The 13,245-nt window shown below is 42.9% G+C and carries 15 protein-coding genes and 1 other RNA gene; 7 read left to right on the top strand and 9 right to left on the bottom strand.

The annotated features are described in order from the left end of the window. Positions 1-84: 84 nt before the first annotated feature. From J7I93_RS24105 to J7I93_RS24125, 5 genes are all read right to left on the bottom strand, one after another. On the bottom strand, positions 85-1,062 hold the full coding sequence (locus tag J7I93_RS24105) for a ring-cleaving dioxygenase (RefSeq protein WP_214729323.1): 978 nt from the start codon (positions 1,060-1,062) through the stop codon (positions 85-87). Between the two features lie 145 nt (positions 1,063-1,207). Next, a complete protein-coding gene (locus J7I93_RS24110; RefSeq protein WP_214729325.1) occupies positions 1,208-1,348 on the bottom strand; it encodes a hypothetical protein in 141 nt (46 codons plus the stop codon). A gap of 104 nt (positions 1,349-1,452) precedes the next feature. After that, positions 1,453-1,649: non-coding RNA, 6S RNA (ssrS, locus tag J7I93_RS24115), on the bottom strand. Positions 1,650-1,704: 55 nt separating this feature from the next. Continuing rightward, the gene (locus J7I93_RS24120) at positions 1,705-1,956 is read right to left on the bottom strand and encodes a hypothetical protein (protein WP_214729327.1); all 252 of its coding nucleotides are present in this window, start codon (positions 1,954-1,956) and stop codon (positions 1,705-1,707) included. A 257-nt stretch (positions 1,957-2,213) separates the two neighbouring features. Further along, entirely contained in the window at positions 2,214-2,360 is a 147-nt protein-coding gene (locus J7I93_RS24125; protein WP_214729329.1) for a hypothetical protein, read from the bottom strand. 341 nt (positions 2,361-2,701) lie between these two features. Between J7I93_RS24125 and fdhF the strand changes: the two genes are divergently transcribed. From fdhF to J7I93_RS25470, 4 genes are read left to right on the top strand one after another with little or no spacing between them, the layout of a single operon-like run. Beyond that, on the top strand, positions 2,702-5,692 hold the full coding sequence (fdhF, locus tag J7I93_RS24130) for a formate dehydrogenase subunit alpha (protein WP_214729331.1): 2,991 nt from the start codon (positions 2,702-2,704) through the stop codon (positions 5,690-5,692). Continuing rightward, complete coding sequence (locus J7I93_RS24135) at positions 5,667-6,173, top strand: helical membrane plugin domain-containing protein (protein ID WP_214729333.1); 507 nt, start codon at positions 5,667-5,669, stop codon at positions 6,171-6,173. The genes fdhF and J7I93_RS24135 overlap by 26 nt, the downstream gene beginning before the upstream one ends. Positions 6,174-6,181: 8 nt before the next feature. Continuing rightward, positions 6,182-6,394, top strand: a complete 213-nt coding sequence (locus J7I93_RS24140) for a heavy-metal-associated domain-containing protein (RefSeq protein ID WP_214729335.1) — start codon at positions 6,182-6,184, stop codon at positions 6,392-6,394. Between the two features lie 40 nt (positions 6,395-6,434). After that, complete coding sequence (locus J7I93_RS25470; RefSeq protein WP_285289097.1) at positions 6,435-6,560, top strand: hypothetical protein; 126 nt, start codon at positions 6,435-6,437, stop codon at positions 6,558-6,560. Between the two features lie 44 nt (positions 6,561-6,604). On the opposite strand, the gene J7I93_RS24145 is transcribed toward J7I93_RS25470, so the two are convergent. From J7I93_RS24145 to J7I93_RS24160, 4 genes are all read right to left on the bottom strand, one after another. Continuing rightward, entirely contained in the window at positions 6,605-7,870 is a 1,266-nt protein-coding gene (locus J7I93_RS24145; protein WP_214729337.1) for an L-lactate MFS transporter, read from the bottom strand. Positions 7,871-7,995: 125 nt separating this feature from the next. After that, positions 7,996-8,604, bottom strand: a complete 609-nt coding sequence (locus tag J7I93_RS24150; RefSeq protein ID WP_214729339.1) for a TetR/AcrR family transcriptional regulator — start codon at positions 8,602-8,604, stop codon at positions 7,996-7,998. A 19-nt stretch (positions 8,605-8,623) separates the two neighbouring features. Continuing rightward, a complete protein-coding gene (locus J7I93_RS24155; RefSeq protein WP_214729341.1) occupies positions 8,624-9,043 on the bottom strand; it encodes a DUF5392 family protein in 420 nt (139 codons plus the stop codon). Between the two features lie 15 nt (positions 9,044-9,058). Next, on the bottom strand, positions 9,059-9,793 hold the full coding sequence (locus J7I93_RS24160; protein ID WP_214729343.1) for a GTP pyrophosphokinase: 735 nt from the start codon (positions 9,791-9,793) through the stop codon (positions 9,059-9,061). Positions 9,794-10,134: 341 nt separating this feature from the next. On the opposite strand from J7I93_RS24160, the gene J7I93_RS24165 reads away from it, so the two are divergent. From J7I93_RS24165 to J7I93_RS24175, 3 genes are all read left to right on the top strand, one after another. Further along, positions 10,135-11,406 (top strand): MFS transporter, encoded by a 1,272-nt coding sequence (locus J7I93_RS24165; protein WP_214729345.1) that lies wholly within the window; start codon positions 10,135-10,137, stop codon positions 11,404-11,406. Positions 11,407-11,589: 183 nt separating this feature from the next. Beyond that, complete coding sequence (locus J7I93_RS24170) at positions 11,590-11,979, top strand: MarR family winged helix-turn-helix transcriptional regulator (RefSeq protein WP_214729347.1); 390 nt, start codon at positions 11,590-11,592, stop codon at positions 11,977-11,979. Positions 11,980-11,983: 4 nt separating this feature from the next. Continuing rightward, positions 11,984-13,195 (top strand): MFS transporter, encoded by a 1,212-nt coding sequence (locus tag J7I93_RS24175; protein ID WP_214729349.1) that lies wholly within the window; start codon positions 11,984-11,986, stop codon positions 13,193-13,195. Positions 13,196-13,245: the final 50 nt, after the last annotated feature.

Below are 13,245 nucleotides of genomic sequence, written 5' to 3' on the forward strand. Positions count from 1 at the left end.
TACATTAATGCAAGGCCAGTGCACCTGTCCTCCACTGCGTTAAATCATTAAAAACTCAGCGAGGTTTAGATGCCATTTTTAAAATTATTCTTTTACAAATTCTTTCGTGCTTCTGACTGTATCGATCGGTCGGACATAGCTTTCGATTTGTTCCCTTTTTGGTTCAAGGAACGGGGGAAGCGACAGCTTTTCACCAAGTGTTTCATAGGGTTCGTCACCCATAAACCCTGGCCCGTCCGTTGCAAATTCGAACAGAATTTGCGGGGCTACTCTTGAATATAAAGAACCGAAGAAGAATCGGTCCACGAATCCTGAGGTTTGGAAACCAAAGCTTCGCATATGGTTATCCCATTCCTCCAATACAGATTTATCGTCAACACGGAATGCCGCATGGTGGACAGTCCCATAACCCTGGCGAGACTGCGGAAGAACAGCATTGTGCTCAACAATGACTTGTGCGCCGTTTCCGCCTTCACCCACTTCGAATAAATGGAAGTCTCCTTCTTGAGCTATTTCCTTAAAGAGCAGCACTTTTTCCATCATTTCTTTAAAATAATCAAATTGGGCAATCCGGACAAACAGCGGCCCCAATCCAGTTATGGCGTATTCAAGCGGAATTGGGCCTTTTTGCCATGGTATACCGGATGCTACGCCTTTGTTGTCTTCATCTGAAATTAATTGATACTGCTGGTCATCAAAATCAGCAAATGACAGCGTCTTTTTGCCAAATTGTTCCTTGATGCCAGTGTGTTTAACTCCAAGGCGGTCAAAGCGTTTTACCCAGTAATCCAGTGCCGCATCGGCTGGAACACGGAAAGATGTTTTCGAAATCTCGTTAGTCCCATGAGAACCCTTAGGAATTCCAGGGAAATCGAAAAAAGTCATATCCGTTCCGGGGCTCCCGGTGTCATCTGCAAAAAACAAATGATAAGTTTGGATATCATCCTGGTTGACTGTTTTCTTAACGAGGCGCATCCCCAGTACATAAGTGAAAAATTCGTAGTTCTTTTCTGCGCTGCTTGTAATAGCCGTTACATGGTGAATACCTTTTAAGTGATTCAAAGTAAAATTCCTCCCTTGTCTTTTCCTATAGCCATGTTGAGATTTGCAGCCCAATGGCTTTGTATTTATCTTAAAATAATATATCTTTAATTCGAGATAATTTTACTTTATCACGGATGCATTCGGGTGTCAATTCATGAGAAAGTTAGAAAAATGATTTGATTATATCCTCTTCGTGATTGCATTCCTTGCAAATATACTCAATTTCCAAAGCATCTTCCCTGGCGATGTGCTCCGTCTCTTTTCCACAAACCTCACAATATCTATTTTCCGTGATCTCTTTCATGTTAGCATCTCTCCTGTAAATGTCGTTTATCTTGTTTTAACCATAATCCCGGATTCTAAACAAAAAAACCAGCACCCGATTGGGAACTGGTTTAGTCACATTATGTAGCAGCCGCCTTTGCCGTAATGAAGTATAAGAAAGTTTTAAACCACCACTCCTCAAAGTGGGTGTTCGCAGAAACCTTCCTGCCTGTCCTCCTTGTCATATAGACAGAGGCTTGTCATTCCCGTTTCAATGTTAAACTCCCTGTTACAGCTTAAAGGTTAAAACTTTATTATGATTACGAACAATGCAGCTTGTAGTATTATATTAAATGATTTGGATCAATTTTTCAATGGTAATGCTCTCCGTGTTGTCTATTTTTTTGTAGTACTTCCTTTTCTGCTTGTAATATGGTTGTTATCCGGGGTATTATCGACGATCGTCACTTCTTTTCTTGTATTATGGTAATTAATTACAATTCTGTAACAACCATGGTCTTGTCTTTGTCTAAAAATGAGCACCATTAGCTTCTTGGCGACCATCCTCTCTCCTCCAACTGATTTTTGGGCGTCATAAACCCTCCATAACGACCATCCCTTCTGCTTCAGCTCATTTTTGGGCTTCATAAGCGCTCCATGTCGACGATTTCCCTCTGCTCCTGCTCATATTTGGGCTTCATAAACGCTCGATGACGACGTTTCCCTCTGTTCCTGCTCTTATTTGGTCCTCATAAACACTCCATGTCGACGTTTCCCTCTGCTCCTGCTCTTACTTGGTCCTCATAAACGCTCCATGTCGACGTTTCCCTCTGCTCCTGCTCTTATTTGGGCTTCATAAACGCTCGATGACGACGATTCCCTCTGCTCCTGCTCATATTTGGTAGTCATAAACGCTCCATGTCGACGATTCTCTCTGCTCCTGCTCTTATTTGGTCCTCATAAACACTCCATGTCGACGTTTCCCTCTGCTCCTGCTCATATTTGGTAGTCATAAACGCTCCATGTCGACGTTTCCCTCTGCTCCTGCTCATATTTGGTCCTCATAAACCCTCCATGTCGACGTTTCCCTCTGCTCCTGCTCATTTTTGGGCTTCATAAACGCTCCATGTCGACGTTTCCCTCTGCTCCCGCTCATATTTGGGCTTCATCAACGCTCCATGACGGCAACATTCACTGCCCCGGTCGGTTTTAGGTACTTGTAACCCCCTATGATTATATTCGTCTTAACTCTTCTTGCTCACTATACACTCTCTATTCCAAAAAATCCCAAACACACTTCCCCCCGCTCAGTCAAAATCCGGGAATTCTGTTATACATTTTCCACTTTTAGCAAATACTTTTTTGTAAAGTACTTTTGAATAGGTGGTGCAGTATGGGCGAGGAAAGGTTCACTTTTTATATTGATGATAAGGAGATTGAAGCTCGGCCTGGTCAGTCGATTTTTGAGGCTGCACGAGATTTTAATCATTTTTTGCCGGGGATTTGTTCGACTCAGCCGGATTTGGGGGTTGGGGTCATCCAGACTTGTGATACGTGTTATGTGGAGATTAACGGTGAGCTAAAGCGCTCTTGTGCGACTTCAGCAGAACCGGATATGAAGGTGAGCTCTGTTTCCGAGCTGGCCAAGGAAGCACAGCTTGAGGGGATGTCACGCATCCTGAAAAACCATGAGCTTTATTGCACGGTTTGCGATAACAATAACGGCAACTGTGTGGTACATAATACGGCGGAGCATTTTCAGATTGAGCATCAGAAGTATGAGTTTAAGCCGAAGCCTTATCCACAGGATAATTCGAATCCCTTTTACCGGTATGAACCGGATCAGTGTATTCTTTGCGGGCTTTGTGTGGAGGCATGCCAGGATCTGCAGGTCAGTGAAGTGCTGAGTATTGCATGGGACCGGGAGCAGCCGCGCGTTATTTGGGATAATGATGTTCCGATTAATGAATCTTCCTGTGTTTCATGCGGGCATTGTGTGACTGTATGTCCTTGTAATGCGTTGATGGAAAAATCGATGCTTGGAAAAGCGGGCTATTTGACCAATATTCCAAAGCCGCTTCTCGAGCCAATGATTGATTTAACGAAAGAGGTTGAACCGGGATATAAAGAAATTTTTGCGATTTCCAATGTAGAAGCAGCGATGCGGGAAGCGCGGATTGAACGGACTAAAACGGTCTGCACTTATTGCGGAGTCGGGTGCAGCTTCGAGGTTTGGACAAAGGACCGTGAAATTTTAAAAATTCAGCCGCAGCCTGATGCCCCTGTTAACGGCATTTCTACTTGTGTAAAAGGAAAGTTTGGCTGGGATTTCGTGAACAGCAAGGAGCGCTTAACCAAACCTTTAATCAGAAAAGGCGAAAAATTTTATGAGGCGTCTTGGGATGAGGCCCTCTCCCTGATTGCTGAAAAATTCCTAAAGATAAAGGAAGAAGATGGTTCCAATGCCCTCGGTTTTATTGCATCCTCTAAATGCTCAAATGAGGAAAACTATCTTTTCCAGAAGCTTGCCCGGGCTGTTTTTAAAACAAATAATATCGATAACTGTTCAAGGTACTGCCAGACGCCCGCTTCCATGGGGCTTATTCGCACGGTAGGAATCGGTGGTGACTCCGGAACGATGAAGGATATTGCGAGTTCCGGGTTAATTATCGTAGTCGGTGCCAATCCGGCTGAGTCCCACCCTGTTCTGGCAACCAGAATTAAGCGCTCAAATAAATTGGCTGATCAAAAGCTGATTGTAGCAGATCTTCGTAAAAATGATCTTGCTGACAGAGCAGATTTACATATCCATCCAAAGCCGGGAACTGACCTTGTTTGGCTTTCTGCCGTCACCAAATATATTGTTGACCAGGGTTGGGAAGACCGGGAGTTCCTCAATAACCGAGTGAACCATGTGGATGAATATATTAAATCTCTTGATAAATTTACGCTTGAGTATGCAGAGGAAGTCACAGGCATTTCTAAAGACACCTTAATCACGATCGCAACGATGATTCATGAATCCAAGGGCACCTGTATCCTGTGGGCAATGGGCGTTACCCAGCATTTGGGCGGTACGGATACAAGTACAGCAATTGCCAATCTGTTATTAATTACAGGCAATTTTGCGAAGCCTGGAGCTGGCGCCTATCCGCTGCGTGGCCATAATAACGTTCAGGGTGCGAGTGACTTTGGCACGATGCCTTCATGGCTGCCGGGCTATCAGCCAATTGAAAATGATGAAATCCGCAGCCGTTTTGAAGAAGCCTGGGGAACGGATCTGCCTAAGAAACCTGGCTTAAACAACCATCAAATTGTTGAAGCGATACAGGCAGGCAAAGTAAAAGGAATGTATCTGTTCGGAGAAGAAATGGGCTTGGTTGATTCCAATATCAATTACGTTCATGAGGCGTTTGAAAAACTGGATTTCTTTGTCGTTCAGGACATTTTTTTCTCAAAAACGGCCCAATTTGCAGATGTCGTTCTTCCTGCAGCTCCAAGCCTTGAGAAAGATGGAACGTTTACGAATACAGAGCGGCGCATCCAAAGGTTTTACAAAGTTTTTGAGCCGCTGGGAGACAGCAAGCCAGACTGGCTTATTTTCCAGGAACTCGCTAATAAACTGGGAGCAAACTGGAACTATAATGATCCAAGCGAGATTATGGATGAAGCTGCTAAGCTAACACCTTCTTTTGCCGGAGTCAGCTACAAACGCCTGGAAAATTGGGAGAGCTTAGTATGGCCTGTTGCTGCAGATGGAACAGATACACCTTTGCTTTACAAAGACAAATTCAACTTCCCGGATGGAAAAGCGCGCTTGATTACGGTTGATTGGACACCTCCTTTCATGGCTGGAGAGGAGTACGACCTTCACCTTAACAACGGCCGCATACTCGAGCACTTCCATGAAGGGAATATGACTTATCAATCTGAGGGCATTTCCTATAAAGTGCCGGAGCTTTGGCTTGAGGTTTCTCCGGAGCTGGCAGAAGAACGTAAGATCCAAACAGGCAGCCTTGTTCGCCTGACCTCCCCTTACGGCCATGTGAAAGTGAAAGTTTGGGTAACAGACCAGGTCAAAGGAAAAGAACTCTATTTGCCAATGCATACAACAGAAGGAAGAGGCGCGGTCAACAAGCTGACAAGCAGTTATCATGACAAGATTACGCATACGCCGAACTACAAAGAAATGCAGGTAAAAATGGAAGTGCTTGAACGGGATGGCGATTCCCCGCTTCCGCACCACAATTTCCGGTTTGGCAATCCGCAGCCTCACATTGGAGTTGAAACAGAGAAAAAATGGAATCGTGATGATTTTATCTCTATTCCAGAAATGCTGAAAAGGGAGGGCCTCTTCGATGGCGAAAGCGATCAAGCAAATTGAGCTGGTTCAGCCATCAGCTCAGGAAGAACAGGCAAAGGACATAGCGGCGTTATTGGAGCAGCTTGCCGAAAATCGCGAAGCAATCTCGAGCACCATAGATATCATCAGCCAGCTTCAAAAGGCAGGGATTCTCGATATCATCCAAGGTTTCTTGCACTCAAAGGATAAAGTGGCCGCTATTGCCATTGATCAAGTAAACCAGCCCAATATGCACAATATTATCCGCAATGGGTTTAATACAGTGGATTTTCTAGGGTCACTGGATCCCCAGCAAATGAGCATCATGATGAGCGCTGTCACAAAAGGCCTTGACGAGTCTGCAGAGGTCATGAAGAAAAATGAAAAGCGCAGCATGTGGGGACTTATGAAAGCAATGAGAGACCCTGATACCAACTTGGCAATAAATACGATGCTTGGTTTTCTTAAGGGTATGGGCAAGGAAATGGGCAAAGAGCATACTCATTATAAAACAGGAGAGTGAATGCTGCCTTGATTACACGGACGGTTTCAATTGAAAACATGGATAAAGGCGATGAAGAAAGATTAAATCAGGCATTAAACGATGTCTGGGGTGTCCGCAAAGTAAAGCTGAATCCCATGAGTGGCGAAGCGGTTATCTCCTTTGATGAAGAAGCTGCTTCCTTCATGGATTTTGAGCAGGCGATTAAAGATTGCGGATATAATATTCTTTCAGCTGACTAATAATTACCTAAAGTAATCTTTACTCTAAGGAGGGTTTCATTTGGCAAGAGTGTGTGAAATCTGCGGCCGCAGAGAAGAGGCTGAAGATGAAGAGTATAGCTTCGATATTTTGGACGTGTGTCCTGATTGTACAAATGACCGAAGTCACCCCTTGACTCTCGGGTAACAGCAAAAAGGCTCTTGCCGTATATCCGGCAAGAGCCTTTTGTTTTATTCTGTGACAAGCTGCTGGCTTGTCCTTTTTTGTTTTTTGGTTGCTCTGATTTTTTTGATGTCGCGCTTCATGAGCAGCGATACGATGAATCCGATGGCAAGCATGGTTCCAAAGACGTAGAATGTAACCGTGTAGCTTTGGGTTGCTTCGTAAATATTGGATACAAGCATCGGGCCTACGACACCGGCGATGGACCAGGATGTCAGCAGGTAGCCGTGGATGGCGCCAAGCTGTTTGGTTCCGAATAGGTCGCCGATAAAGGCTGGCAGTGATGCGAATCCTCCTCCATAGCATGAAACGATGATGTAGAGGAAGACGGAAAACACAAATGAGTTTGTGATAAACGGAAGGATGAAGAAGGCTGCCACCTGGATCAGGAAGAAGGTCATGTATGTATTTCCTCTTCCGATGTAATCGGATGCAGATGCCCATCCAATTCGTCCTCCGCCGTTAAATAGTCCCATGATTCCGACGATGCTTGCTGCGGTTATCGCACTGGCGCCAGTGATTTCCTGGGCCATTGGCGCGGCAACTGATAAAATCATGATCCCTGCTGAGATGTTGATAAACATCATAATCCATAGCAGCCAGAAACGCCGTGTTTTTATGGCTTCATTAGCAGTCAGCTGAGCAAGGTCCGCTTTTACCGGGCGTTCTTCACTCTTTTCCTCCATTCCTTCAGGTTTCCAGCCTTCAGGCGGCTTTGCGATATAAAGTGCCCCAGCGATCATAAGGATAAAATAGCTAATTCCCAGGATATAAAACGTTGTGGGAATGGAAGTGGTAATCATCAATCTGCTTGCGATTGGACTCGTGATAAGAGCTCCTGCTCCAAAGCCCATGACGGCCATTCCTGTTGCAAGTCCCCTTCTGTCCGGGAACCACTTTACCAATGTGGATACAGGTGCAATATAGCCGAAGCCTAGCCCTAAACCTCCGATAACACCAAAGAAGATCAGGAATAAAATATAGTTTTCCATTTGGACGGCGAAACCCGCTCCAACGGTACCGATTCCGAAAAATACGGCTGCAATCATTGCCGACTTTCTTGGTCCATTTTTTTCAACAAACCGGCCAAAAAAGGCTGCGGCAACACCCAGAATGAAAATGGCAATGGTGAATGCGAGGGAAACATCGGTTTTTTCCCATCCAAGAGCTTCCTTTAATGGATTTTGATAAACACTGTAAGCATACACGGATCCTATGGATAGATGAATGGCGACAGCTGAAAGTGCGATGAGCCATCTGTTCTTGTTAGCCATAAGTAACCCCTTTCCCTTAACTATTATTTTATTTATTCCCCAACAGAGGAATAAGTCTAATGCTACTTTTTACCTTCCCAAAAAAGCCTGCCTCTAATCCTCTTAGAGACAGGCTTTTTGTAAAATCATCTTGAAACAAAACCTTTTTTTAATAAATGGATTTCCGTTTTATAATTACTTAGTGCTTCTTCGAATGATAATTCTCCTGCAAATTTTTTCACGAAATTATGGAAAGTGACGGAAGAGATAATTTGCATCATATGAAAAAGTTCATGTTCATCTTTGATATTCAGGTTATCGTGGCTGATCAAAATACTGATTTTCTTAAAGTCCTCATTAAGGTCAGTTTCGCTAAAGCTTCTGGCAAATACATTTTCAATACGGTGCGTCATATTAAGAAACAAATTTCGTAAAAACTGCAGATTCTCTTTTTCTTCCGATATGATGCTTTGGTAAAATTCGATCATCGCCTCGAAAATATCGCCGTTATTCTTTTTTAGCGTGTTTACAAAATGGCTTTTGTACCCGGAAACATGGCTATTTAATAAGAAGAAAAAGGCATCTTCTTTGTCATCGAAGTATTGGTAAAAACTGCCGCGAGGAATTTTTGCATCTTTTATAATATTGGATATCGAAGCCTGAAAGAGCGGCACCCGGGCAAATTCCTTTTTGGCTGCGCTTATTAATGTTTCCCGCTTATCATCAGGCAAGTTAAAAAAAGTAATCTTGGGCATATATTCTGCCTCCTTACGGCTAACCTCTTTTTTCCTCTTTTAAGAACTGGATAAAATATGGGATCGATTTGCGAGGCTGGTCATTGATGAGTACCTGGTACCTCGATTTCAGGTGGTCAGAAGCCCACTGGCTTTTTTTGATCCGTTCCTTTATATACACTGTACTTATTTTTTGGATTTCCTGCTGCTGATGCTTTCCCTCTTTAGAGAGCGCGAACCCGAGCGCTCCTATAATGGCATACATAAGGATGGCCAGCGGCGATGTTTCCTGATCTGGCATGGTAAAAAATAATGTCATTAAATTGATTAGCGACAGAATGATTAACGGCGTAGACCAAAAAATATATCTGGCAGCTTTTTTTGTAAACGGCGAAACTTTTTCTTCCAGCTGTTCAAGCTCTCTTTTTACAAAGCTTGGCATGTCAGTCCATATTTGCATGAAAACGGCTCTCCTTTATGTTTGGTTAAACTTATTTTTTAGTATCAGCTGCAAGGTCTCATTCTGGAAGGGAGACCGTAAATCGGACTCTTCTTCCCTTGCAAGCTCCTTTAGCTGTATCATTTCGTGATGGATTGTTTCCATTTTCCGATCAAGGCGTGCGGCAGTATCGGCAGCCTCTTTCAGTTCATTCACTATTCTTTGCGGGATGTCCTTATTGTACTTATAGTAAATCTTGTGCTCCAGGCTGGCCCAGAAATCCATGGCGATTGTGCGGATCTGGATTTCCACAGGAACAAGCTCTTCTCTGTCTGACATAAAAATTGGAATCTCCACAATCAGATGCAGACTTTGATACCCATTGGGCTTAGGATTTTGGATATAATCCCTGCATTCGAGAACTCTAATATCTTTTTGGCTTTCAAGCATATTTTTGATTTCATAAATATCCGAAACAAAGGAACATGTAATGCGTACTCCTGCGATATCCCTGATATTTTGCTGGATGGAATCAATGGAAATCTCCAGGCCTTTTCTCTGCAGCTTGTTTATTAAGCTTTCTGGAGATTTCACACGGGATTTGACATGTTCAATCGGGTTATAGTCGTGCACATATTGAAATTCCTCTTTTAAAATATTTATTTTCGTATTGATTTCCTCAAGAGCAAATTTATAGGACATCATGAATCGCACTAAATCAGTCCTTAGTTCTTTCATTTTGTTATAACGGTCAGTTGTTTTTGTAACCATAATGGCTCCTTTATATGTTAGCCGTATTTTTAGCACGCTTGGAAATGGATGGCCTTAAGCAAAGGGATGCATTTACTCCCTGCTTCTGCAATTTCAAAACCAGCGATTGTATTTTTGTCTGTTTCAAAGCCTTCACCTCGTTATGACACCGTGTCATCCCTTTACTTGAAATTTTATATGACAATGTGTCATCAGTCAATGGATTGTGACACATTGTCATAAAATAACTATAAAATTATTTTAGGCGGACTGGAGTATGGATTAAAATTCATAATTGTTTCATTATTTTGTAAATATGTTACAATTAATCTAATTCCACCAACACTTTAAAGGAGAAAAATGTGAATATAAAAACGATACATAGGGGCTGGCTAATACTTTTACTATCCGTTTTGACAGGACTGGCATGCCTTGGGCTGGGCCGTTTTTCATATGGTGCCATTCTTCCATTTATGAAAGCGGGATTAAACCTGAACTATATTGAAACGGGGTGGGTAACCTCTTCCATTTTCCTTGGGTATGTTTTATGTGCTTTTTTTGCAGGCTATTTTGTGAATAAGTTTTCGGCAAAAAAAGTGATCATCGTGTTTTTATGGGTCATTTTCCTGGGCATGATTGCAACGTCTTTAAGTACGGGCTTTATTTCAGCCTATCTATCAAGCTTCTTTATTGGAATTGGATCAGGAGGGGCAAATGTTGCCTCGATGGGAGTGGTTTCTTCCTGGTTTTCTCCCCGGAAAAGAGGTATGGCTTTAGGCATTCTGAATGCCGGCAATGGTTTGGGAATTGTTTTCTCGGGGGTAGCTGTTCCCATTATCGTCACGTCAAGTATTGGTTCTGGCTGGAGAATCAGCTGGGTGCTGCTGGCCACTCTGGTGCTGTTCATATCTATTTTGAATATTTTCTTTTTAAAAAGCCATCCAGGCGACGCAGGAGTTTTTCCTGTTGGAAGTTTAAATGAAAGCTTTAATCATAACGCTTCCTCCAAATTAAATACCGGCAGCTTACACTCCGTTTACAAAAATCCACTGGTATGGACAATCGGCATTTGTTATTTCCTCTGGGGATTCAGCTATATTATGTTCACCACATTCCTGGTAGACTTTCTGATTGATTTCGGTCTTAGCAGCCTCATAGCAGGTAGGATTTTTGCGATTGCCGGTTTTATCAGTATTATCAGCGGTTTTCTGTGGGGATCGATTTCAGACCGCCTCGGACGGCTGACTTCATTATCTCTTGTCTTCTTTTTGCAGATGCTTTTCCTGCTGGGTTTTAGTTTTTCCGCGAACAGCAGCGGTTTAATCGCACTTGCGATTCTTTACAGTATTACATTATGGGGAACACCTGCCATTATTCTGGCAAGTACATCGGAGTTTGTCAGTCAAACACAAGTATCCAGTGCCATCGGATTTTTAACCCTTTTCTTTGGTATCGGACAGTTAGTTGGGCCGATCATCATTGGATATATTCTAAATTTAACAAGCTCTTATTCACATGCCTTTCTTCTTTCTGCTCTCTCCTGCTTCTCGGGTTCCCTGATCAGCATCATGCTGCATCATTATTTAAAAAAAGCAAAAACTCATACCGCACAGCACATAAAAAGCGGAGTTTAATCACTGGCTGCCTAGCCTGGGATTAGGCTTTTTTTGCTTTCCAGCCTATTTACATTACCCTATTTTCAGCTGTATAATAAGTATTATTATTTAGTTACCCCAAGTAACTATTACTCAAAGTAACTACTTTAGGAGGTTTCTCAGATTAAAACTTTTCAAAAATTCTTCCACCAGCTGGTTTTAATGTACCGCCCTTTTGAAAATAGGCTGAACTTAGAGTTAAGCAATCACAATTTATTCAGGGCGCAATGGTCCATCCTGTATTACTTGTTCAATGAAGGCTCTTCAACACTTGTGGAGCTATCTAATTATCTGGGGGTAGAAAAGCCAACGGTAACAAGAACCATTAATAAATTAGAAGAAATGGGCTATCTGGAAGCAGTTCCAACAAAGGACAAACGAGAAAAAAGAATGCAGCTTACCGAGATCGGGAAAAAAATCTACCTGGAAGTTCGTGTAACAATTGATGAATTTGAACAGGAAATTTTAAATGGTATTTCTGAGGAGGAACAGCTGGAGGGTATTCGCCTAATGAGCGAAGTCCGGAAAAATTTAATGCAGCAGGGAGAGTAAAAAAATGGATCATCCTAGACCTAAACTGTGGACAAAAGACTTTATCATTGTTTCATCAGTTAATTTTTTCTTGACCTTAATTTTCTATTTATTGATGGTGACGATTGCCGTTTTCGCAGTCAATCATTATGGCGCCTCGACAAGCCAGGCTGGGCTTGTAACCGGTATTTTCATCATTGGAACGCTGATCGGCAGACTATATATTGGCCGTGCCATTGATACAATTGGGCGTAAAAAAACGTTATATATAGGTCTTATCTTTTTTACATTGACCACCCTTTTGTATTTCGTAAATATCGGCATTACTTTTCTTTTGATCAACCGTTTCATTCACGGCATTGCACTTGGAATGGCAAGTACGGCAACCGGCACCATCGTTGCGCAAATCATTCCGGGCAAGCGTAAAGGAGAAGGCATCGGCTACTACAGCATGAGTGCCACACTGGCAACTGCCGTGGGGCCATTCATTGGATTATTTATGATGCAGCAAGTAACGTTTCAAACGATATTTCTTTTTTGTCTGGCATTGGGCGTTTTTGCCTTAATAACCGCCTTCTTTTTATACGTACCGCCCATTGAAGCTTCATCAAATCCACCATTAGAAGGAAAATCATTCAACATTTCAAACTTTATTGAACCAAAGGCAGTACCGATCGCATTTATAACCTTAGCGATTGCTTTTGGCTATTCCGGCGTCCTTTCCTTTATCAACTTTTACGCGATTGAAGTTGATTTAGTCAGCGCTGCAAGCTTCTTCTTTCTCGTATACTCTTCAGCAGTTTTAATTTCCCGTCCATTTACAGGGCGCTTGATGGATGTTAAAGGTGCCAATTATGTCATGTACCCTGCTTTCGTTATGTTTGCTGCCGGCATGCTCGTGTTAAGTACTGCCAACAGCAGCTTCACCCTGCTTTTGGCGGGGGCATTAATCGGACTTGGCTTCGGGAACATGCAATCCTGCACACAGGCGGTTGCGGTTAAACTGACACCTCCGCATCGAATGGGATTAGCCACTTCGACCTTCTTTATTTTTCTTGATGCCGGACTTGGCTTCGGCCCTTATTTGCTTGGATTTATCATCCCCGTTATGGGATACAGCACGCTTTATAGAGTGATGGCCGTCTTCATTTTACTCACGGCAGGACTTTATTATGGACTTCATGGGAAAAAAGAAAGTGCGGGGAAAGTAAGATTCGATGCTTCAGCTGCGGGATGATAGGTTTGCTTTTGAAAGGACCGGGTGTGTAGACTGCCCTAGTCATTTGA

Origin of the sequence: Bacillus sp. ISL-47 (assembly GCF_018613175.1) — a bacterium.
GTDB lineage: Bacteria > Bacillota > Bacilli > Bacillales > Cytobacillaceae > Cytobacillus.